We start from the raw sequence: 22,195 nt of genomic DNA on the forward strand, positions 1-22,195 counted from the left end.
AAAAACAGGCAATTGCCTGTTTTTTGTAACTGGCTGTAACGCAACGTACAGCCTTATTTACTTTACGTTACTCAGCGTAATTAAATGCTGCAACGTTTGTAGTTACGGTATTTAGGTAACCAGTAATTTCTATCAATAGCAGCCCAGAGTGCATCGTCGCTAATCTCAAGAGCTACGCCCTCTTCAATTGCTTTTTTAGCCACTGCAAATGCAATACGCTTACTTAACGTTTCAATTTCAGTCAGTGCAGGTAATAAGCTGCCTTTACCGGTGTTTGCACGGGGGGATGACTCAGCAAGCATTTCGCTCGACATACTCAGCATTGCATCGGTAATGCGTGTTGCTTTTGCTGCAATTACACCTAGGCCAATACCTGGGAAAATATAACTGTTGTTACACTGTGGAATTGGGAACACTTCACCATTAAACTCTACTGGTTCAAATGGGCTACCCGTTGCTACAAGTGCTTTACCTTCAGTCCATTTAATAACATCAGCTGGGTGTGCTTCAACCTGCTTAGATGGATTACTTAATGGGAAAATAATCGGTTGTTCACAGCCTGAATGCATAGCGCGGATAACTTGCTCGGTAAATAAACCCGGTTGACCCGATACACCAATTAAAATATCAGGTGCTGCACAGTGCATTACATCTAATAATGAAGCGTATTCGCCGCTGTAAGTCCACTCGCTTAATGCAGCTTGTGGTTGCGCTAGTGCTTGTTGGAAATCGCGTAAGCCTTCCATGCCTTCAGTGAGTAGGCCAAAACGGTCAACCATAAACACTTGGCTGCGCGCTTGTGCTTCGCTAATGCCTTCAAACACCATTTGGCTAATAATTTGCTCTGCAATACCACAACCGGCTGAGCCTGCGCCAACAAATACCACTTTTTGCTCGCTAAGGGTTGAGCCTTTAACACGACACGCAGCTAATAAAGAGCCCACAGTTACCGCTGCAGTACCTTGAATGTCATCATTAAAGCTACAAATTTCGTTACGGTAGCGTTTAAGTAATGGCATAGCGTTTGGCTGTGCAAAATCTTCAAACTGCAGTAATACATTTGGCCAGCGACGTTTAACCGCTTTGATGAACAAGTCTAAAAACTCATCGTATTCATCTTGCGCAATACGCTTATGACGCGCGCCCATGTACATAGGGTCATTAAGCAGTTTTTCGTTGTTAGTACCTACATCAAGCATTACAGGTAATGTGTACGCTGGGCTAATACCACCACACGCTGTGTAAAGTGATAATTTACCAATAGGAATACCCATGCCACCAATACCCTGATCGCCTAGGCCTAAAATACGTTCGCCATCGGTAACCACAATTACTTTTACTTTGCCTTTGGTGGCGTTACGTAGAATGTCGTCAATTTGATAGCGATCTTCGTACGAAATAAATAAGCCACGTGCACTGCGGTAAATATCTGAGAATTTTTCACAGGCATCACCAACCGTTGGCGTGTAAATAATTGGCATCATTTCTTCAAGATGATCGCGCACTAAACGGTAGTAAAGTGTTTCGTTGTTATCTTGAATGGCACGCAAGTAAATATGCTTGTTTAAGTTATCGTTAAAGCTTGAATACTGCTGATAACAACGCTCAACCTGCTCTTCAATTGTTTCAAAACGTGGAGGAAGCAAACCCGCAAGGTTAAAGTTTTCGCGTTCTTTTTTACTAAACGCGCTGCCTTTGTTTAAAAGCGGAGTTTCAATTAGGCCAGGGCCAGAGTAAGGAATATAAAGGTAGTTAGGATCAGTATTAGTTGTCATATTTCCAGGCTTTAACGGAGTCTTAAGTTATGATCTGCCATTATCATTGTAAAAGGTTAAATTGCAATGACAATTAAGCTTGTCAGACCATTGAGAGAAAACACATGCAGGCTTCACTGCCTGCATGGCTATTATACATAAATTAAAATTTGATAGTGGCGTTTTTGTCAGTTAAATCCGACAAAGCAACCCCTTCACGGCGCGGATCGGCACCGCCATACAATTTATTGTTTTTAACCTCTACGGCATGTAAGCCAGAGTTTAAATCAAGTACGCGTACCGCATGGCCGCGTTTAGTTAATTGTGGGGCTATGGCTTCAAGCACAGTGCCTTTTTCAAGGCTCGTGTAATCGTTACGATTGGTGGTTCTTGGCAGGTTAATCGCCTCTTGCGCCGATAAATTCCAATCCAGTACACCAATAACCACTTGCGCTACGTAATCAATGATACGGCTGCCACCTGGCGAGCCAACCACTAAGCGTAAGCTGCCGTCGTTGTTAAACACCATTACTGGCGACATAGAGCTGCGTGGGCGTTTGCCCGCCTCAACGCGGTTAGCTACTAATTTGCCGTCAATGCGTGGCGAAAGCGCAAAATCGGTTAATTGGTTATTTAAAATAAAGCCATTAACCATCACAGTTGAGCCAAATGCCATTTCAATTGAACTGGTCATTGATACGGCATTACCAAAGCTATCTACAATGGATACGTGTGATGTTGATGGCAACTCAAAAGAATCATCTTTTGCGTAACTTAAATAGCCTACCGGATTACCTGCTACTGCTTTTGTGTCTTGCTCAGTAATAAGCTTGGCGCGCGATGCAATGTACTTTTTATTTAACAGCTCTTTGGTAGGCACTTGTGTAAAATCAGGGTCACCCATGTACATATTACGATCGGCAAATGCTATGCGTGAGGCTTGGCTAAAGTAATGAATTGCCTCTTCGCTATTAGGTTTAAGCGCGCTCATGTCTTTGTGTTCAAGCAAGCCCAAAATTTGTAATACCGCTACACCACCACTACTAGGAGGTGCCATAGAGCACACATTATAAGCACGGTATTTAATACATACTGCGTCGCGTTGCTTGCTTTTGTAATTAGCCAGGTCTGATTCGCTTAATGTACCCGGTGCAATTTTTGAATTTTGCACTGCGTTTACCATTTGCTTAGCGTTATCGCCTTTATAAAATGCATCAATGCCTTGTTTAGCAATGTCTTTGTATAAATTTGCTAAGGGCTGATTTTTTTTAATAGTACCAGCTTTAATTAATTCGCCATTAGGGTAAAAATACTCGTTAATCACCGGCATACTCATTACACCTGGGTTTAATTGGCGTGCCAATAAACCGTGTAAACGTGGCGACACCTCAAAGCCCTGCTCGGCAAGTTTAATAGCGGGTTTAAATAACTCGCTCCACGCAAGTTTACCGTATTGATGATGTGCAGTTGCAAAGGCATGCAAAATACCTGGCACACCCACAGAGCGACCGCCAACAACTGCTTCAATCCACTTAACGGCTTTACCGTGTTTATCTAAAAACAGGTTTTCGTCTGCATTTTGTGGCGCGGTTTCACGGCCATCAAAGCTTGTAAGTGTGTTATCGGCTTTGTTGTAGTACATCATAAATGTACCACCACCAATGCCCGATGATTGGGGCTCAACTAAGGTAAGCACTAATTGCGTCGCAATTGCCGCATCTACCGCGCTTCCGCCTTTAGCTAAAATCTGTTGTCCAGCTTGTGAGGCATAAGGGTTGGCCGCGGCCACCATGTATTGATCACCGGTTACTAATTGTTTTTGTACAATTGAGGTGGTGGCTTCTGGCTCGCGAATTTCTAATTTTGCAGGTTCTTTTGCTATTGTTGGCAGCGTTACTGCAAACAAACCAATAGTAAATAATGACTTAAGTTTAAAATGCATAAAAATACTAAAAACACTTAATTACGTAGTTGTATTTGGCATCTTAAAGTTAAACGGGCACAATATGCAAAAATTTTGACTAAAAAAACATAATAAAATGCTTAATTTACCGCTACAACCTCGTTATTTACTTCCGCCATTATTTTTGATGCTTTTTAGTATTGTTTTTGCTGCATTTGATTTAAATAATTTACTTGAATTTAACCGAGCGCTCATTGAAAACGGCGAAGTTTGGCGAGTGTTTACCAGTCAATTTGTTCACGCTAACTGGGCGCATTTAGGATTAAACGCATTAGGCATATCTTTAATTTGGTTACTGCATGGCGAATACACGTCGCCTGCGCGTTATGCCTTTAATGTGTGTTTTTTAGCACTGTGGTGTGGGCTCGGCGTATTATGGTTTTGCCCTGCTATATCAATATACACGGGGTTAAGCGCCCTATTGCATGGTGTCATTATTTGGGGAGCGGTGAAAGACATTACCCTGTCGCTTAAATCGGGTTATTTATTATTTATAGGCGTGTGGATAAAAATAATAATGGAGCAAGTAAACGGCCCCGATGCCAGTATTGGCCAATTAATTGATTCAACCGTTGCCATTGATGCGCACTTAATTGGCGCGGTGGGCGGCACATTGCTTGGCATACCTTTAGCAATTAAATACTTAAAAAATAGCGATTAAGTTTTCAATATTAATAAAAATGCCGCGTTAGTTAACGCGGCGCTTTTGTTTTTACACTTTAATTTTTAAATTTAAGATTAAAGTGTTTCTTTAAATAATTTATGAATACGGCGGTATTCATCTAACCAGCTTGACGGCTGTACAAAGCCATGCGGCTCTACCGGGAAGATGGCCGTTTCAAAGTTTTGCTTTTCAAGTTCAATTAATCGCTGTACTAAACGTACTGAGTCTTGAAAAAACACGTTATCGTCAACCATAGGTGCGTTAATTAATAAGCGCTTGTTTAAGCCCTCAGCGTAATAAATTGGCGAGCTGCGCTCATACGCTATGGGATCTACATCTGGGTGATTTAAAATATTAGCCGTGTAAGCGGTGTTGTAATGCGCCCAATCGGTTACTGGACGAAGTGCTGCCCCCGATTGAAATAGCTCAGGGGCAGTAAATAGCGCCATAAAGGTCATAAACCCGCCGTATGAGCCACCGTATGTGCCTACTGCGTTAGTATCAACATTTGCGTTTTGCGCCATCCATTTAACGCCATCTGCTAAATCTTGCGTTTCAGGTGTACCCATTTGGCGATAAATCGCAGTACGCCAATCGCGACCATAACCTTTAGAAGCGCGGTAATCCATATCCATCACTATGTAACCTTCATCGGCAAGTAATGAATGAAACATAAACTCACGAAAATACACAGACCAACCCATGTGTGAGTTTTGTAAGTACCCTGCTCCGTGGTTAAAAATAACCGCTTTACGGGTTTTGCCTGTTTCACCTTCTACATAGTCACTTGGGTAATACACCTTGGCATAAATAGGTTGCTCTGTGTGGCTAGATGGCACGGCAACAATTTTAGGTGCGGTGAGCTTTTTAGCTAAAAATTCATCCGACACCGTATGGGTGAGCTGTGTAGCCGTGGTGTTAGCTTTAGCATCGGCAACAAAAAGCTCTGTTGGCATTGTTATTTTAGAGTGCTTAAGCAGTAATTTACTTTCGTCTGGGCTTAACGTGTAGTCGGTCATACCGTTAAGGTCAGTCACTTGCTCGTTTTTACCTGTTTGTGGATTAACACGGTAAATTTCGTAAAGGCCTGGGTGCTCTACGTTTGCCTTGTAATAAATAGCACTATTATCATGAGTTAACGTAATGTCCGATACTTCAAACTGGCCACTAGTTAATGCGGTTGCTTTGCCGTTAAGCGGTTTTTTGTAAAGCTGACTATAGCCCGACTCTTCTGATAAGTAATACAGGGTGTTTGAATTATGTAACCAGCCAAAATTGTTAAACGCGTAAGCTATCCAAGCATCATCATGCAGGCGGTGCTGCGACACAAGCTCGTTTTTATCAAAGTCGATTGTGGCTATCCAGCGGTCTTTGTTATCCCACGCCTCTAGCATAATGGCAACTTGCGTGCCGTCATCGTTCCACACTATGGGAGCTTGGTTTAAACCCCAATTAGTAATTAAGTTAATACCGCGTGGCGCTTTTTTAGATTTATACGTTTTACCATCACGCGCGTAGTTTTCTTTTTTAACCTCGGCTAAAACATCTTCATCAAAGCCCGGTAGCGTATCAAAGCTCAGTGGCGTTTGTGTTTTATCTACAAGGTTAATGTGTATCACCGATGATGTTTGCTCTTTTGCATCAGCCACACGACGACGCACTTTTTTAGGCTCTATAGTGGCATCATCGGTGATGTAGTTAGGCATAATATCGCCTTTATCACGCCACGATTGCTGCTTTTGCAGCACAACAATTAAAGCATCACCGTTTGACGATAGTTGCGCTTCTTTAATTACATTGCCATCACCTAAATAAAAAGCGGTGTTAGCAATGGAGCTATTTTGCGCGTTTATTTGCTCATTGCGTGTTTGTGTATCCTGTTTGTTTTTATGTTGCAGCGCCACAAACTCAATCAGTTTATGCTGCTCTTTTGCTATGTAACTAGTTGGCTCTTGTAAGCCTTTTGGCTCATCGGCCAATTTTAAGTTAGCAAGCTCTGTACTTAGCCCTGTTTTTAAATCAACTCTAAAAAACACATTAGCTTGGCGGTAAACTAAATCGCCATTGTTTAAAAACTGTGGTTTAGACTCATTAGCTGAGGTGGCTGTTATTTGTTTAAGTTCACCCGTTGTTAGGTTTTTAACAAATACATTGCCTTTAAACGTATAAGCTTGAAGTGTTCTATCTGATGAATAAACCGCTTTAGAAGCACCTACAGTATGCAGTTTATCAAGTGAAACTTGCATCGCTTTTTTGCTGTTAATTGGCTGGCTATAAATATCGTTTAGGTTACTGCCTTGCTGCTTTTGAGCATAAATAATGGTGGCTGAATCACTTGCCCAGTACGCATTTTTAGGCTGGTTGCCTATCCAATCAGGATTTGCCATGGCTTGTTCTAGCGTAATATTTTGCGAGCCAGCATCAGCAGGTGTGTTTACAACCGCAGCAACGGGAGTTGCTGGTAAAGCGCTTTGCTGTGATGAAGAGGTATTAGCGGTAGCACTACAACCTGCAAGCATAATGCTAGAGGTTACAGCAAGCGCTACTAATGTTTTTGATGACGATAGGTTAAAAATCATAGTGCTTCTATACGGTTATTATAATTGAGCCGTATTTAAGCAGAAGCACTTGAGTTATTGCAATTTTTTAAGATAAATAACACATTTTCACGGTAAAGATGAGTTTACTCTATTAGCAAATCGAGCCACACCAATCGGTGATCGCTCGATGCGTTTCTATCTTTTATTAATCTATATTGCTCGCTGCTTTTAGTGGGCCAAAACACCCCGCCATCTTGTATTTTAATCCCATAGGTAGAGGGTAATACATAATCTACACGCGCTTGCCAGTTAGCGGTAAAGTGCTTTGCGTATGGCTGCGGATATTGCTCTTTAGCACCGGCGCTTTGCGGTATAAATTGCGAATTTATAAGTGGGTTATTTAAAATTTGATTGGTGGTTTCAACCCGTGCTTTATCCCCTTCAGGCGCAGCGTTTAAGTCACCTAAAATAACAAACCGCGAGTTTGCTTTTAATCCGCCTTTTTGTCCGTTATCGTCGTAAATATAGGCTTTATTAGCAACATAATCGGCAATTAACCTAACTTCGTCATGATTACGTTTGCCGTTTCTGTCTTCGTCGCCATCAAACACCGGCGGTGTTGGGTGCGAGGCAAGTACATGCACTGTTTTATTGTTTACTACAACAGGTACATCCCAAAACGATTTAGAGCTAAGCCTAAGCGCTTGCCATTCTTGCGTGTTATACCAATTCTCTTTTGTTTTAGGGTCTATTGGCATTTGCGCATTAGGCATATCTTTATATTTAAACGTTTGAAGCGTGCGCAGTTTCTCAAGGTTAATGGGGTATTTAGATAAAATAGCCATTGCGTAATGCCCTTCAAAAAAACCAAAACCTTGCGCATCGCCCATTACAGCGGTTTTTTTACCGTTGTTATCAAGGTCAAACTCAGTAGCAAGACCTGTATTTACAGGGGCAATAAAGCTGTATGGGTAATCAATGGGGGCTTGTTTATTTTGGCTTACATTTAAAAACTGGCGTTTAAAATAATCTATACCTTGCGCTTTTGGTACGTAGTCAAACTCGTTTAATAAAATAATGTCAGGGCGAACACGCTGAATTATTTCGGCTATATTTTTTATTTGCTGGTGGTTTGATTTCAGTGCATTAACTAGCGCATCGGGGTTAACTTGCTCGCCTTTTGGCGTGTGATTAGTTGCATCCATACTCACATTAAAAGTGGCAATACGAAGGCTTTGGCTGGCTGTAGCATTTAAACTAAATGAAGCGGCAATGGCTAATGCGCCATAAAGTATGTTTAGTTTCATTTTTTTACTTCAAAAAATTAAAAAATAGACTTTACCAGTATTACACAATTAATACCTATTTTTATGACAAAAAAATACCGGCTTAAGCCGGTATTTAATTAGTTAATTGCAGCCTTTACTCACTTAGCATAAGTGCAGTAGCAGCTTTTATAATGCCGGGGTACGCTTGCTCAGGTAGGTAATCGGTAAGTTGCCCAAGCTTATCGGCAAGGTTATTAATGTTATCTGCAGATACATTAATATGCCCCATTTTACGCCCAGGTTTTGCCGTTTTTCCGTACCAGTGGCTGGTTACATCACTGACTGTTAAAACCTCGGTAGGAATACATCCTTGGCCCAGCACGTTAATCATAGCGGTAATATGCTTAAGCTCTGTATTACCTAGCGGTAAACCCACTACAGCTCGCATGTGGTTTTCGAACTGCGAACAATGGCAGCCTTGCTGTGTCCAGTGCCCTGAGTTATGAACTCGCGGCGCAATTTCGTTAACCAGTAAAGTACCGTTTACATCAAAAAACTCAATGGCAAGTACGCCAACATAATTAAGCTCGTTGGCAATTTTTGTAAATGCACTATGGGCCTGCTCCTCAACCAGCGTGTTATTTTTACCTGCAATCGACAAAGTAAGCACGCCGTTGGTGTGCTCGTTTTCAGTAATTGGGTAAATAGCCACATTACCTCGCTTATCGCGTGCACCAATAATAGAGACTTCACGGTCAAACGGGATCATTTTTTCAGCAATAATGCTGTGTGGCGCATCCTGTGTGCCAGAGGCAATAAAATCAGCCATTTCCGACCAAATTTGCTCTATTTGGTCATCTGATTTTAAACGCCACTGCCCTTTACCATCGTACCCTGCTTGGCACGTTTTAATAACCAGCGGTTTGCCTAGGGTTTTAACCGCTAATTCTAAATGCGCTTTTTCTGTGATCAGTTGATACGGCGCACATGCTACGTTTGTTTTATCTAGTAACGCTTTTTCTAATGCGCGGTCGCCACCAGTTTTTATGGCAGCTTTCCCTGGGTAAAATTTATTACTGTTGCAGCACAGTGTAAGTACATCATCGGGGATATGCTCAAACTCTGCGGTAATCGCATCAGCGTCACTAATTGCCTGCTCAAGTGTGCTTGTGTAAATTTCACCGGTTAGCGGATGCATAATTTTTTGGCTGCCTACATCGTACGCAACCACATTTAAATTAAGGGGGGCGCCTGCTAGGCTCATCATTCGCGCAAGTTGGCCGGCACCTAAAATTAAAATTTTCATTTTTACTCTGCAGGATTAGGGTTAGCTAAAATAGTCTCGGTTTGCTCTTTACGAAATGCTTCAATTTTTGCAAAAATTTCTGGGTTTTGGCACCCTAAAATTTGTGCAGCAAGTAAACCTGCGTTAGCAGCGCCTGGCTCACCAATAGCAAGTGTACCTACGGCTACGCCTTTTGGCATTTGGCAAATAGATAACAATGAATCTACACCGTTTAAGGCTTTAGATTTAACCGGTACACCAAGCACAGGAAGCGATGTAAATGCCGCTGCCATACCCGGTAAATGCGCAGCACCACCGGCGCCAGCAATAATCACTTTTATGCCACGATCTGCGGCTGAATTTGCATAATCTGCAAGGAGTTGAGGAGTGCGGTGCGCAGAGACCACTTTTGTTTCGTACTCAATACCAAATCTTTCGAGCATGAGCGATGCGTGTTCCATGGTTGGCCAATCTGATTTAGAACCCATAATAATGCCAACAGTCATAAATACTCCTCAGTAATGTATTTTAAAAATAGCGGACTTATGTCCGGTTTTAGGCGGGTATTATACCCAAACCAAGTTTAATTGCGACTCACAAAAACAAAAAAAGCCACGTTTAAACATGGCTTTTAAAGGGTTGCAGTTACAAAGTGCTTATACTTCTTTGCTTGCTAGGTATTCGCTGTAGTTGCCTCTAAAGTCAATCACCTGGCCGTCTTTTATCTCCCAAATACGGGTGGCAACCGATGATACAAACTGGCGATCGTGCGATACAAACAGTAATGTGCCTTCGTACGCTTCTAATGCAAGGTTTAACGCCTCGATAGACTCCATATCCATGTGGTTTGTTGGCTCATCCATTAACAGTATATTTGGTTTATGCATCATAATTTTACCAAATAACATACGGCCTTGTTCACCACCTGAAATAACCTTTACAGACTTTTTAATATCGTTTTGCGAAAACAACATGCGTCCTAAAAAGCCACGAACCACTTGCTCGTCGTCGCCTTCTTGTTGCCATTGCTCCATCCACTCAAACAAGTTCATGTCTTTTTCAAACTCGTCAGCATGATCTTGCGCGTAGTAACCAATATTGGCATTTTCAGACCACTTAAACTCGCCCGACTTAGGTGCTAAGCGCCCAGCAAGAGTATTAAGTAATGTTGTTTTACCTACACCGTTTTCACCGATAATAGCAATGCGCTCGCCTACTTCTACTAAGCCTTCTAAATTTGAAAATAGCGTATTGTCTTCAAAACCTTGGCTTAGGTTAGTCATTTCTAGTGCGTTACGGAATAGCTGTTTTTCTTGCTCAAAGCGAATAAACGGCGATTGGCGAGAAGAGGCTTTTACTTCTTCTAGCTGAATTTTATCAATACGTTTTGCACGTGACGTTGCTTGTTTAGCCTTTGACGCGTTTGCAGAAAAGCGCGATACAAACTGTTGTAGTTCAGCAATTTGGCTTTTCTTTTTCGCGTTTTCACTTAATAGGCGCTCACGTGCTTGTGTTGCGGCAAACATGTACTCATCGTAGTTACCTGGGTAAATACGAAGCTCGCCGTAATCAATATCGGCCATGTGCGTACATACTGAGTTTAAAAAGTGGCGGTCATGCGAGATGATGATCATGGTGCAGTCGCGTTGATTAAGCACATCTTCCAACCATTTAATGGTGTAAATGTCCAAGTTATTGGTTGGCTCATCTAGTAGCATAATATCAGGGTCAGAAAACAGTACTTGCGCAAGTAACACACGTAGTTTAAAACCGGGTGCTATTTCAGACATAGGGCCGTAATGCTGCTCTGTCGAAATACCTACCCCTAATAAAAGCTCACCCGCTTTAGACTCAGCTGAATAGCCGTCCATTTCGGCAAATTCAGTTTCTAAATCAGCTACTTTCATGCCGTCTTCTTCACTCATCTCTGGTAATGAGTAAATGCGATCGCGCTCTTGTTTAATATCCCATAATTCTTTATGGCCCATGATCACAGTATCAATTACAGAGTATTCTTCGTAAGCAAACTGGTCTTGGTTTAGTTTAGCCACTCGTTCATTTGGATCTGTACTTACGTTACCTGCAGAGGGCTCTAGTTCGCCACTTAGGATTTTCATAAATGTAGATTTACCACAGCCGTTTGCACCAATTAAACCATAACGGTTTCCTTCGCCAAACTTTGCAGATATGTTTTCAAATAACGGTTTAGCACCAAATTGCATGGTGATGTTAGCTGTACTAATAATAGCGCTACCCTCCAAGGGGACATGATGTATTTAAATTGCGCGCAGTTTAAACTAAATATAGCTTTTTTTCTATGAAAGTTTAAGGTTGAAAGCGCGTGAACTATGCCCTATTCCACTCATTAAAGGCGTAAATTAATGCCTAACAAATAGTGCCTAAAAACGCGATTAAGCCAGTGAATGCTTATTCAACTAAAAAAATGCGCTTAGCTAAAATAATAGCGCGATTTGTGTGCCATATCAGGGTTTAAATTTTAATTAATAAACCCGTTTAACTTAATAAGTCGATTGTTTATCGCAAAGCATTTTAAAAAACAGATAACTGGGTATATATTTATGATATAAAATGCTTTTTAGAGTTTTTGCACTAGCGTTTTATTTTTATCCAACATGAAAAAAACTCAATTTAAAACCCACTTACTTGCGCTATTTTCAGCACTATTTACGTAGTTTTTAATCAAAAAAAACATATCCCTTAACAGATAAAAAACACCATTAACCTCCAGTGAATATTTATTCATTTTTGGCGCTAATTTCATTGATTATTTTTCACTTTTGAGCCCACTAGGGCTTTGCTAGTCTTCATGCCTTCTAAATTTAATGTCACTTTTTAAAGTTAATACACACAAGGCATCACAAATGATTAAAAACTTTGTAACCCTACTATTAGGAACAAGCATAGTAGTTGCGCCAGCTGCTTCAGCAGTAGAGCTCTATAAGGATGAAAAGAACACTATTAAAGTAGGTGGTTACCTTGATGTGCGCGTTATTAATACGCAAAACCAAACCGAAGTGGTAAATGGTACATCGCGTATAAACTTTGGCTTTACTCGCCAACTTAAAAAAGACTGGTCGGCACTGGCGCTAGTTGAATGGGGTGTAAACCCTGTTGGTAGTAGCGACATTATTTACAATAACCGCTTTGAATCTATTCAAGATGAGTTTTTATATAACCGTTTAGGTTATGCTGGCCTTTCGCACGAAAAGTACGGGCAAATTACCATTGGTAAACAATGGGGTGCGTGGTACGACGTAGTTTATGGCACCAATAACAGCTTTGTATGGGATGGTAATGCTGCGGGTGTTTACACATACAATAAAGACGACGGTGCAGTAAATGGTACTGGCCGTGGTGATAAACTAATTCAATACCGTAATAGCTACAAAGACTTTAGCTTTGCAGTTCAAGCGCAACTTAAAAACAGCGAATTTTATACCTGTGATGTTGATGACATTTCTGAAGAAGCGTGTGAAGCCCTATGGAATACTGGCGACAGTGCAGCTCAAGAAGTAGAATTTAACTACACCTTTGGTGGGTCTGTAACTTATAACGCAACCGACATGCTAACGTTAACAGCAGGCGTAAACCGTGGTGAATTTGATGTAACGTATGGCGATGGCACAACACAAACTGTTGAAGACTTAATTTTTGGAGCGGGTGTAATGTGGGGCAGCATTGAAAAACCAGGTTTATACGTTGCCGCTAACATAAATAAAAGTGAAAACCACGATACCGATAACCTAGGGCGCTTAATTAAAGACTCTATTGGTGTAGAAACATTTATGTCGTACCGTTTTGATAACGATGTGCGCCCTTTTGTGGCTTATAACATTTTAGATGCCGGTGACGATTACGTTATTCAACCTAACTTTAATACCGATCCTAATGATGTATTCAAACGTCAATTTGCTGTGATTGGTGTTCATTACTTAATTGACGAAAACACCATTGCCTACGCTGAAGCCCGTAAAGATTTTAGCGACTTTGAAAGTGATGACAAAGACCAGCAATCACAAATGGAAGCGTCAGAAGACGACGGGATTGCATTTGGTTTTAGATACAAGTTTTAATTTCCCACCATAACAACACACAAAGCCCAGCTATATGCTGGGCTTTTTATTTTAAACGTTAAATGATGAAAAAAATTAAATGTTTGAAGTCGTTAACAATCGCTATTATTTGCTATAACACTTTATAAAAGCTGTGTGCGCTGCGTATTAATAACGCCTGTAAACATGCTTACAAATTCACCCGTAACTTAATGGAGAGAAAATGAGTTCACTCAAAACCGCCGGTAATTTTACTCTACTGTGTATTGCCAGCTTAACCATAATGGTTGGCACCTTGTTAGCGCCGGGTTTAGTTACCATTGCTGATGGCCTAGGCATACAAAGCAACAGCGTATTATTAATTACTTTACCTTCTTTAGGTGCGGTGGTGTTTGCCCCCCTAGCCGGAAGATTAATAGACAAGTACGGCGCATACCCTTTACTTATAATAGGTTTATTTTTATACGGATTAGTGGGTGCACGTGCTTACTTTTTACATGGCCCAACCTTAGTATTTATTAATCGTTTTGCATTAGGTGGTATTACAGCAATAGTGATGGCAAGTTGCACCGTATTAATTTCAACGTGGTACAGCGGCGAAGCCCGACTGAATATGATTGCCAAACAAGGTATGGCGATTGAGCTAGGTGGCGTTATATTTTTATTTTTAGGCGGTGTTTTAGCGTCTATGTATTGGGGATTACCCCTTGCTTTGTATTTAATTGCTTGGGTATTTTTAGCTATGTTGCTCATGTTTGTCCCCCGTAAGCAGCAATTAAACGCCCATAATACAGAGCAAACTCAACAAATAAAAAAGAGCCATTCAAACGCATTAACGCTTAAAGGGGTGTATATAGTATCAACCCTAGCTATGACCATATTTTTTACCTCTACCGTGCTTTTACCTATTACCTTGCACGCACTAAATTTTAACGAGTCTGAAATAGGCCAACTATTGGCTTTTATATCGTTAATTGCGGTATTTACAGCGGGATTTATGCCTAAAGCAACTAAACGCCTTAGTGAGAAAAATGTATTAGCAATCGCATTTTTTGCCTTTGGTTTATCATACCTTTGCTTTATACAATCAAGTACATTGATATTAGTATTAGGCGCGCTATTAATTGGTATTGGTATTGGCTTTGGTTTTAGCATTCCTCTTTTAAACCACATGACCGTAGAGCTAAGCCCAGAAAATGTTCGCGGACGTAACTTATCGTATTTTACAATGGCGGTGTTCTCCGGTCAGTTTTTTACCTCTTTTATGGAGTACATACCTGGGGGTGAACATAACGTATTTATAATATGCAGTATTTTAAGCGCCGTTGTAGCTATCGCCCTTCTTGTTAAACCTAAAGCGCACTAAGTAGCAATCAATAACCGGTAAAATTATTAAATTAAGTAGCCAACTATCCCCTTTTTATTGGTTACTTTTATTCTTATCCACTCTTTAGCTAAGTTAAGCATTTAATAACAACTTAGTATGATGTGTTCTTTTACTATAAAGCCACCAGCAATGGTTGTTGCTTTAGTTAATTGCGTTGTAAAGTCAGTTTTTTAGCCTTAGCAAACAAGTATTAATTAAAGCGATTATAAGTAAAAAAGGCATATACTGTATATAAATACAGTATATGCCTTTTTTATAACAAACCTTAAGGTTGATCAGGGCCCTAGTGTTACCCACTGCTTAACTTCAAGTGCAGTCATTATCAGCTCTACAGAAAAAGCGGCCAGTATCATCCCCATTACACGCGTTAAAATAGACGCACCGCCAATACCAATTAGCGTTATAATTTTGCCCGACAGCAACAACAAAATTAGGGTTACACCCAACACTGCCAGTGTAATTAACGCAGTGCCTATTTGGGTTGTAATTGGATGAATGTGATTATCGGTAAGTAATATAACGGCTAAAATAGCCCCTGGTGTGGCAGTAGCAGGTATAGCAAGCGGAAACACTGCAATATCGTGCCCTGGGTCTTGTTTTGCTTTGTTAGAATCATTGCCAAATATCATTTGTAGGCCAAACAAAAATAAAATTATCCCGCCCCCTAACTGAAACGATACCAGCCGTATACCCATCGCATTTAAAATAAGCTGCCCTATTAAAATAGAGCCAAGTAACACAGCGCCTGCATATAGCACAGTTTTAAACGCAGTTTTACGACGTTGTTGATCAGTTAAATGAGAAGTGAGCGCAGCAAAAAGCGCCATAGTCCCTATTGGGTCAATAGTGGCCCAAATAACGAGGGCATCTTGAGATAGTTTTTCTAGCATATAAAATCCTTGTTAAGCGAACACGTTTTAAAAACTCGGGTAACAAATTCATTTGCTTACGCTTAACTATAAGCCACATTGGCTATTTTTTATATTGCATTTGTTCCTCTTATGATGAAATTTACTAACGTGTATAATGCAAATGCAGCACTAATACATGACTAATGCAGTACTAAACGTGTTTATACCAAATAGAATGCTCACCCAAGCTAAAGCCTAATTTAACTAATAAGTTATGCGAACGCGCATTATGGGCACTTACCTGCGCCGCTAAGTAATTAAGCGGTATAGCCTGTTTAAGTGTTTTAACAAAGCCGGTTATTACCTCAAACATAATGCCCTTATCCCAATACATAGGATCAAGCTCAAACCCAATAAACGCCCTACTTTTACAAGGCGATAAATTATAAAGCCCGCAGGTGCCCATAAGTTTGCCATTTATATTATGTTCAATAGCCACTCTTATCACTTCGCCTTCGTAATAGGCGGTAATATCGTCTTGTATTAATTGCTTAATTTGGCATTTACTTAAGGGGGTTTTATAGTCGTTAAATTCGCTCACTTGCGGGTGATTCAAAATAGAAGATAACTGCGGGGCATGCTTATGGGTAATTAAACGCAATGTAACGCGTTCAAGCTGAGTTGTTTTAAACATTTTATACAGGAGTTAAAATAGCGCTTTATGGTTAAGCATTATTAACTTACCATAGCGTATTCACAAGCATTATCTTTATAGCCAATATTGAGAGCAATAATGAGCGACAATTTTAAAGTAATTCAACCTACCACAACCGTATACTGCCCTAAACGTGGTGAGGGCTGGACCCTAACAGGCATTACTAATATAAACGAGTTTACCTCGGTAATGTTTGACGGCACACGTTATACACTCCCCGCACGCGAAATAGTAGAAGAGCTGTTACCAAATCAACTAGCCCGAGAGCAAAATAATAGCTAGCGCCCGTGTATAAACGGAAGTGGCTGCCACTGTGCAGCCAACTATATAGAGTAACGAAGGATTAAAATGTATCGTCTTCACTGTATACATTTACTTTTAACTCGTCTTCATCTTCAAAAACAACAAACGAAATAGGCTTACAACATACTTGGCAGTCTTCTATGTATTGCTCACCAATATCTGCAGCGTCTAATAATACTTCTATGCTTTCGCCGCAATACGGGCAACTTATCGATTTTTCGGTTAACTGGTTCATTTAACACCTGCTACTTTTATCTCAATGCTTTCACTTTAATAAACACACTCTAATAATACAACATTGTGCTACAGAGGTTAGCTAATGTACGTATGGCCTTAATTAAATACCATTACGTATATTACTTTTTCCGCTATTCACGTTAGCCTACTAAAAATAATGAAATAGGTTTTACAGTTAAAGGGTCTAACTATTAAGAATATGTACTTAAACTCATACTAGAGGTAGATTATTATATGAAAAAATCACTTACGCTTGCATTAACATCTGCCGCAATTTTGTTTAGCACCTTTTCACATGCAGCTAAAACCGAGAAGGCAGTTTTAGCCGGTGGATGTTTTTGGTGTATGGAAAGCGACTTTGAAAAGCTAAAAGGCGTAAAAGATGTTATATCGGGTTTTACCGGCGGTAAAATTAAAAACCCGACCTACAATGGTAACCATCAAGGCCATTATGAAGCAGTACAAATTACTTACGACCCTGATGTAGTAAGCTACAAAGGCATACTTGATCATTTTTGGGTAAATATTGATCCCTTTGATGCCAAAGGCCAATTTTGCGATAAAGGCCCAAGTTATTTAAGCGCCATATTTGTAGCTAACGAGCAAGAGCGCAAAATAGCAGAGCAAACCAAACAAGCCGTAATAGCAGAGTTCCCAAATCAAACAGTAGTCACGCCAATACTTAATGCCAGCACTTTTTACCCAATTAAAGGTAAGGAAAGCTACCATCAGGATTATTATAAAAATAACCCCATACGCTACAATACCTACCGCTGGCGCTGCGGACGCGATAACCGCCTAGAAGAAATTTGGGTCGATAGAGTCACACATTAAAAATCTATAGTCAGAACAATTGATGGGTTTACACAAACCCATCCCCATTACAGCTAACAGCTAACAGCTAACAGCTAACAGCTAACAGCTAACAGCTAACAGCTAACAGCTAACAGCTAACAGCTAACAGCTAACAGCTAATTCTATTCATCCCGCCCCTAATTATAAACATTATTTTGATACTGTTTCCTAAAACAGCTTATTTATCTAACTTTATAAATATAATAAATTGCACTCCTAGATTGATAAAACCTAATTCAACAACTGGAGTTACACATTATGTCTGCCACCCAATTACAACTTGCTCGTGCTCTAGCGTTACCTTCAAGAGAGGCCATGTTAAATCGTGAGCACTCTGTACAGCATTTTTGGTACAACAACGACCAACTACTTACACAAGCCTGGAAAGAGTGGGAAGAAACCGAAGTAGATACAACCACCTTTACCCTTGACGATTCATTACTAGATAAAAACTTACGTGAAGCCGTTAATGCTGCAAGGCAAGATCCATCAAAAGAGCATTTAGTAAAATCACTACTGGAAGAAGTAGCGACTGATGTGTATCAATTTCAATTTTTTGATCCTGAACGCCTAGCAGTTTTACGTGGTTACCTAGAAAAAGTATGGAATGCTAACATTCCTATGCGTCCACCGTACGGTATTGTATTAAACCGCCGCGGCGCCATGCTCGACAAACGCTCAGAGGGCTATTTAGCTGCTCCTAGTTTTCAGGCATTTTATAACCAAGTATTAAATACATACATGCGCCCTATTTCACGTTTATTGTTTCCTGAGATCATAGGTTACGATACGCAAACATTTGGGTTTTCTATTTATTACGACCCAAGTACAGATGCGTCTATTCGTCCGCATACTGATGCATCATCAGTAACATTAAATATTAATTTAAACTTACCTGGGGAAGAATTTAGCGGATCAGAGCTTGATTTTTACGACCAAGTAAACGCAAAAGTTGTACAACTTAGCTTTAAACCAGGCACCGCCATGATCCACAAAGGCAATGTACCACACGCGGCAAAACCTATAACCAGTGGCGACAGAACAAACCTGGTGTTATGGCTTTTTGGCGATAATGGCCGTATACCAGCGCCGGGTTCAAAACGTACAGATATTGATGCAAAAGAGCGTTGGACTACACCAAAAACAACGCCAGACGGCTACGCACCTTTTTAAACGGTGCCAAGTTTAACCTTTAGTGCCTAATACTTGCCCATTAAAGGTATTTAATCATACTTTAATGGGCTATTTACTTGTTACATAACCACTTAGTTACTATCTTTTTAGTATGCCAAGTTAATTTAAACAGCCTAATGAAGTTAAACTTTTTTATAATAACTACACTGCTTGTATCCTCTTTTGCCTGTGCATCGCCTACTAAACAAAAATTAGTTGTAGGTTTAGGCGAAACCCTACCGCCTTTTGTAATGTCACATACCAACAGCGGGCTAACCCTTGATATTATTAAAGCCGCATTAACGCCATTAGGTTATCAAATAGAGCCACGCTATTACCCCTATACGCGCCGCGCTAAAGGGTATGCAAAAGGCAGAATAGATATTTTAGCCGACATAAACTTAAACACCGCTAACGGAAACCAACTCAAAGGGTATATTTCTGATGAGGCCTATGTATACGAAAACGTAGCGATAACCCTAAAAAGCAAACAGTTTAACTTTACTAAAATTGCAGATTTAACACATTACAGCTTAATTTCGTGGCCCAGCGCCGCCATACACTTAGGCGAAGAATATGCAAAAATGGCAAAAGCCAATACGCAATATTACGAAGTTCACGACCAATCTCTTCAAGTTAAAATGCTTTTTTCAAACAAGGTAGATGTAATTCAAATGGATAAACAAAGTTTTGATTACTATCGCTCAACCCTTAAAGGTATTGATACAACACAATCTGTAGATCGCTTTGCGCTGTTTGGCAAAAGCCCAAATGGCTATTTATTTAAATCAAAAAGACTCCGTGATGACTTTAATATTCAGCTACAAAAACTTAAAAATTCAGGTCAGTACAACAAAATTTTTGAAAAATACAAACACGCCAAATAAAAAAGGTCGCTTTAACTAAGCGACCTTTTTACGTTTACAGCGCAAAATACCAATTAAAACTTATAAGAGGCAGAAAATTTAACGTTACGCGGTGTACCAGGTTGTACCCATGCATCGGCAAACGAGTTTGTGTAATACGTTTCATCAAACAGGTTATTTACCTCAGCCGTAACACCAATCGCGTCTGTTACATCGTAATTTACAAATACACGCGCGGTTGTATAACTGGGTAGTTTAAAGTCGGTACCAAAATAGCCATTGCGTTCGTCTACAAATAATAGCCCGCCACCAAATTTAATTGCATTGCCATATAACTCGCCCGATTTAACAAGCTGCAAGCTAAGTTGATGCTCTGGTACATTTAAAAGTGACTCGCCGGCCTCTACTGTGTAGCCAAAGTTAGCATCAAAAAATGAGTTTTCTATTTGGGCATCTACATACGCATACGACGCCCAAATTTCTAAACTATCGCTAAGCTCACCTGTTAGGTCTATTTCTATTCCCTTACTTTGCGCTTCACCAATGGCGGCATAAGTAAACGCTGTTGGGTCGTCTACTACTAGCATGTTGTCTTGATCTACTTTAAATACAGCAACGGTACCAAATAACGCGCCATCGTTAAGGGTAAATTTAACACCTAGCTCAGCAGAGGTAGATTGGTTTGGCTCAAAACCATCGCCATTGGTATCAGTGCCCGACAGCGGGCGAAAGTTTTCGCCATAGGCTGCATAAACAGATACATAATCACCGGCTTCATACACCACACCAAACTGCGGGCTCACGCGTGACTGCGTTTGTTTAGTATTAGTGCCTGCTAAACGGTTATTTAAACGCTGCTCGTAATCATCAAAACGGGCACCAATACGAATATCTAACTTATCGGTTACGCTTATTTGGTCTTGAATAAATACCCCTACCGACTCTTGAATCTCTACGCGGTCGGTATTAGATGTAGGCGTTGGTAATTCATACGCGCCGTATACAGGGTTAAATACATTAATGTATTGATCGCCCCGTACACGTAAAATAAATTGATCGTTTTCAAATTTATCAGCGTCAACACCCATAATTAAACGGTGCTCAAAACCGCCCAGCTCAAGGCTGCCGCTTAGCTCTGCACGCAATACATGGTATTGAGCATCAAAATCGCGGTAGCGCCTAAAGCGATTTACTTCGCCATTGTCTACGCCGCCAAAACCGGTTTCGGTTGCAAAGCCTTCCATAGAGGTATCACGGTAGTTTGCACCAAATAAAATGCTCCAGTTATCATCAAAGTCATGAATGTACTCTAACTGATGCCCTAGTACATCGGCTTCAATTGGGCCATCGCCCGGCTCACCTAAAAAACGGCTTTGTGGAATAAGCCCAAGTTCGCCATCTATGGCTAATACGCCTCTATCAAACGGCACTTCTTGATCGCTGTATTCAAGCTCGTAAACAAGTTGGCTGCTGTCGTTAATATTCCACACTATTGACGGGCTAAAACCGTGTTTAGTGGTTTCTATGGTGTCTCTAAAGCTCTCGGCGTCTTCGTAAAAACCAACCAGTCTAATTGCAACGTCATCGTTAAGCGCCGTGGTGTAATCTACATCGGCGCGGTAAGTATCAAAACTCCCTACCGAGAGCTTAATTTCACCTTGCGTATCAAACGTTGGGCGTTTAGTAACTAGGTTGACTGTACCACCTGGCTCACCACGGCCAAATAAAGCCGCACGCGGGCCTTTTAAAACCTCAACCGACTCAATACCCGACAAATCACGCGAGCCACCAAAACCGCGCCCAGCATTAAAACCATTTACTAAGTAGTTACTCGGTAGATTTTCATCACCAACAAAGCCACGTAACGAAAAACTATTCCAAAGCCCGCCAAAGTTATTTTGCCGTGCAACAGAGGCCGATAAATCAAGCGCTTGGTCAAGGCTTACTGCACCTGCATTTTCAAGGGCTTCTAAATCAATTTTAAGCTCTGATTGTGGAGTTTCTAGTTGGCTAAAGTTACCTTGGTAAGCTTGGCGCGTAGCAACCACAGACAGCCTTTCAATATTTGTGTTAGCACTGTGTGTTTGCTGGTTTAGCTCAGCAGCCAAAGCGTGGCTGCTAAATAAGCTTACTAGGCACGCACTTAAATAGGTGAGCTTAAGCCCTGTTGTGTTGGTTTTCATTAGGAACCTTGTTAGTAATATAAGTATTTTATAATTATGGTGTTGTTACTAGGAGCGCCAAACAGCGGCGGTTAGCGC

General features: G+C 40.7%; 18 protein-coding genes. 7 read left to right on the plus strand and 11 right to left on the minus strand.

Going from position 1 to position 22,195, the window contains the following annotated elements; translation table 11 throughout:
• Positions 1 to 80 precede the first annotated feature (80 nt).
• Both EJ103_RS08355 and ggt read right to left on the minus strand, forming a co-directional pair.
• Positions 81 to 1,775, minus strand: coding sequence for an NAD-dependent malic enzyme (locus EJ103_RS08355; RefSeq protein ID WP_004586602.1), 1,695 nt, complete (start codon positions 1,773 to 1,775; stop codon positions 81 to 83).
• A 142-nt stretch (positions 1,776 to 1,917) separates the two neighbouring features.
• On the minus strand, positions 1,918 to 3,696 hold the full coding sequence (ggt, locus tag EJ103_RS08360) for a gamma-glutamyltransferase (protein ID WP_126007066.1): 1,779 nt from the start codon (positions 3,694 to 3,696) through the stop codon (positions 1,918 to 1,920).
• A gap of 97 nt (positions 3,697 to 3,793) precedes the next feature.
• On the opposite strand from ggt, the gene rrtA reads away from it, so the two are divergent.
• Positions 3,794 to 4,378 carry a rhombosortase gene (gene rrtA, locus EJ103_RS08365; protein ID WP_126007068.1) on the plus strand — a complete coding sequence of 195 codons (585 nt, stop codon included), beginning with the start codon at positions 3,794 to 3,796 and terminating at the stop codon, positions 4,376 to 4,378.
• Between the two features lie 77 nt (positions 4,379 to 4,455).
• On the opposite strand, the gene EJ103_RS08370 is transcribed toward rrtA, so the two are convergent.
• The 5 genes from EJ103_RS08370 to EJ103_RS08390 all read right to left on the minus strand — a co-directional run bounded on the left by EJ103_RS08370 (position 4,456) and on the right by EJ103_RS08390 (position 11,720).
• Positions 4,456 to 6,960, minus strand: a complete 2,505-nt coding sequence (locus tag EJ103_RS08370; protein WP_126007070.1) for a prolyl oligopeptidase family serine peptidase — start codon at positions 6,958 to 6,960, stop codon at positions 4,456 to 4,458.
• A gap of 104 nt (positions 6,961 to 7,064) precedes the next feature.
• Positions 7,065 to 8,228: an endonuclease/exonuclease/phosphatase family protein gene (locus tag EJ103_RS08375; protein WP_126007072.1), complete on the minus strand. Its 1,164-nt coding sequence runs from the start codon at positions 8,226 to 8,228 to the stop codon at positions 7,065 to 7,067.
• A gap of 115 nt (positions 8,229 to 8,343) precedes the next feature.
• Positions 8,344 to 9,495, minus strand: coding sequence for a 5-(carboxyamino)imidazole ribonucleotide synthase (locus EJ103_RS08380; RefSeq protein ID WP_126007074.1), 1,152 nt, complete (start codon positions 9,493 to 9,495; stop codon positions 8,344 to 8,346).
• Positions 9,496 to 9,497: 2 nt separating this feature from the next.
• Entirely contained in the window at positions 9,498 to 9,980 is a 483-nt protein-coding gene (gene purE, locus EJ103_RS08385) for a 5-(carboxyamino)imidazole ribonucleotide mutase (RefSeq protein WP_126007076.1), read from the minus strand.
• Positions 9,981 to 10,130: 150 nt separating this feature from the next.
• Positions 10,131 to 11,720, minus strand: coding sequence for an ABC-F family ATPase (locus EJ103_RS08390; RefSeq protein WP_083901794.1), 1,590 nt, complete (start codon positions 11,718 to 11,720; stop codon positions 10,131 to 10,133).
• Positions 11,721 to 12,356: 636 nt separating this feature from the next.
• On the opposite strand from EJ103_RS08390, the gene EJ103_RS08395 reads away from it, so the two are divergent.
• Both EJ103_RS08395 and EJ103_RS08400 read left to right on the plus strand, forming a co-directional pair.
• Positions 12,357 to 13,568, plus strand: a complete 1,212-nt coding sequence (locus tag EJ103_RS08395; RefSeq protein ID WP_126007078.1) for a porin — start codon at positions 12,357 to 12,359, stop codon at positions 13,566 to 13,568.
• A gap of 202 nt (positions 13,569 to 13,770) precedes the next feature.
• Positions 13,771 to 14,913, plus strand: a complete 1,143-nt coding sequence (locus tag EJ103_RS08400; RefSeq protein ID WP_126007080.1) for an MFS transporter — start codon at positions 13,771 to 13,773, stop codon at positions 14,911 to 14,913.
• Between the two features lie 296 nt (positions 14,914 to 15,209).
• Here the strand turns inward: EJ103_RS08400 and EJ103_RS08405 are convergent, their stop codons facing one another.
• Both EJ103_RS08405 and EJ103_RS08410 read right to left on the minus strand, forming a co-directional pair.
• Complete coding sequence (locus EJ103_RS08405; RefSeq protein ID WP_126007082.1) at positions 15,210 to 15,824, minus strand: MarC family protein; 615 nt, start codon at positions 15,822 to 15,824, stop codon at positions 15,210 to 15,212.
• Positions 15,825 to 15,996: 172 nt separating this feature from the next.
• A complete protein-coding gene (locus EJ103_RS08410; RefSeq protein ID WP_126007084.1) occupies positions 15,997 to 16,479 on the minus strand; it encodes a GNAT family N-acetyltransferase in 483 nt (160 codons plus the stop codon).
• A 99-nt stretch (positions 16,480 to 16,578) separates the two neighbouring features.
• Here EJ103_RS08410 and EJ103_RS08415 point away from each other — a divergent pair, with 99 nt between their 5' ends.
• Positions 16,579 to 16,782 (plus strand): hypothetical protein, encoded by a 204-nt coding sequence (locus EJ103_RS08415; RefSeq protein ID WP_126007086.1) that lies wholly within the window; start codon positions 16,579 to 16,581, stop codon positions 16,780 to 16,782.
• Between the two features lie 61 nt (positions 16,783 to 16,843).
• Here the strand turns inward: EJ103_RS08415 and EJ103_RS08420 are convergent, their stop codons facing one another.
• Positions 16,844 to 17,038: a CPXCG motif-containing cysteine-rich protein gene (locus EJ103_RS08420; RefSeq protein WP_004586615.1), complete on the minus strand. Its 195-nt coding sequence runs from the start codon at positions 17,036 to 17,038 to the stop codon at positions 16,844 to 16,846.
• Between the two features lie 236 nt (positions 17,039 to 17,274).
• On the opposite strand from EJ103_RS08420, the gene msrA reads away from it, so the two are divergent.
• From msrA to EJ103_RS08435, 3 genes are all read left to right on the plus strand, one after another.
• On the plus strand, positions 17,275 to 17,874 hold the full coding sequence (gene msrA, locus EJ103_RS08425; protein ID WP_126007088.1) for a peptide-methionine (S)-S-oxide reductase MsrA: 600 nt from the start codon (positions 17,275 to 17,277) through the stop codon (positions 17,872 to 17,874).
• A gap of 279 nt (positions 17,875 to 18,153) precedes the next feature.
• Entirely contained in the window at positions 18,154 to 19,068 is a 915-nt protein-coding gene (locus EJ103_RS08430; protein ID WP_126007090.1) for a 2OG-Fe(II) oxygenase family protein, read from the plus strand.
• Between the two features lie 137 nt (positions 19,069 to 19,205).
• Positions 19,206 to 19,955 carry a transporter substrate-binding domain-containing protein gene (locus EJ103_RS08435; protein ID WP_241232262.1) on the plus strand — a complete coding sequence of 250 codons (750 nt, stop codon included), beginning with the start codon at positions 19,206 to 19,208 and terminating at the stop codon, positions 19,953 to 19,955.
• Between the two features lie 53 nt (positions 19,956 to 20,008).
• Here EJ103_RS08435 and EJ103_RS08440 read toward each other — a convergent pair whose 3' ends face one another.
• Positions 20,009 to 22,117, minus strand: a complete 2,109-nt coding sequence (locus tag EJ103_RS08440) for a TonB-dependent siderophore receptor (protein WP_126007094.1) — start codon at positions 22,115 to 22,117, stop codon at positions 20,009 to 20,011.
• Positions 22,118 to 22,195: the final 78 nt, after the last annotated feature.

Source organism: Pseudoalteromonas sp. Xi13, assembly GCF_003952205.1.
GTDB lineage: Bacteria > Pseudomonadota > Gammaproteobacteria > Enterobacterales > Alteromonadaceae > Pseudoalteromonas > Pseudoalteromonas atlantica.

Coding starts and splice junctions, on each gene's coding strand:
- purE (WP_126007076.1), bottom strand. CDS start 9,980: ATGACTGTTGGCATTATTATGGGTTCTAAATCAGATTGGCCAACCATG.
- EJ103_RS08435 (WP_241232262.1), top strand. CDS start 19,206: ATGAAGTTAAACTTTTTTATAATAACTACACTGCTTGTATCCTCTTTT.
- EJ103_RS08415 (WP_126007086.1), top strand. CDS start 16,579: ATGAGCGACAATTTTAAAGTAATTCAACCTACCACAACCGTATACTGC.
- EJ103_RS08370 (WP_126007070.1), bottom strand. CDS start 6,960: ATGATTTTTAACCTATCGTCATCAAAAACATTAGTAGCGCTTGCTGTA.
- ggt (WP_126007066.1), bottom strand. CDS start 3,696: ATGCATTTTAAACTTAAGTCATTATTTACTATTGGTTTGTTTGCAGTA.
- EJ103_RS08420 (WP_004586615.1), bottom strand. CDS start 17,038: ATGAACCAGTTAACCGAAAAATCGATAAGTTGCCCGTATTGCGGCGAA.
- EJ103_RS08395 (WP_126007078.1), top strand. CDS start 12,357: ATGATTAAAAACTTTGTAACCCTACTATTAGGAACAAGCATAGTAGTT.
- EJ103_RS08410 (WP_126007084.1), bottom strand. CDS start 16,479: ATGTTTAAAACAACTCAGCTTGAACGCGTTACATTGCGTTTAATTACC.
- EJ103_RS08355 (WP_004586602.1), bottom strand. CDS start 1,775: ATGACAACTAATACTGATCCTAACTACCTTTATATTCCTTACTCTGGC.
- EJ103_RS08405 (WP_126007082.1), bottom strand. CDS start 15,824: ATGCTAGAAAAACTATCTCAAGATGCCCTCGTTATTTGGGCCACTATT.
- EJ103_RS08375 (WP_126007072.1), bottom strand. CDS start 8,228: ATGAAACTAAACATACTTTATGGCGCATTAGCCATTGCCGCTTCATTT.
- msrA (WP_126007088.1), top strand. CDS start 17,275: ATGAAAAAATCACTTACGCTTGCATTAACATCTGCCGCAATTTTGTTT.
- EJ103_RS08400 (WP_126007080.1), top strand. CDS start 13,771: ATGAGTTCACTCAAAACCGCCGGTAATTTTACTCTACTGTGTATTGCC.
- EJ103_RS08380 (WP_126007074.1), bottom strand. CDS start 9,495: ATGAAAATTTTAATTTTAGGTGCCGGCCAACTTGCGCGAATGATGAGC.
- EJ103_RS08430 (WP_126007090.1), top strand. CDS start 18,154: ATGTCTGCCACCCAATTACAACTTGCTCGTGCTCTAGCGTTACCTTCA.
- rrtA (WP_126007068.1), top strand. CDS start 3,794: ATGCTTAATTTACCGCTACAACCTCGTTATTTACTTCCGCCATTATTT.
- EJ103_RS08440 (WP_126007094.1), bottom strand. CDS start 22,117: ATGAAAACCAACACAACAGGGCTTAAGCTCACCTATTTAAGTGCGTGC.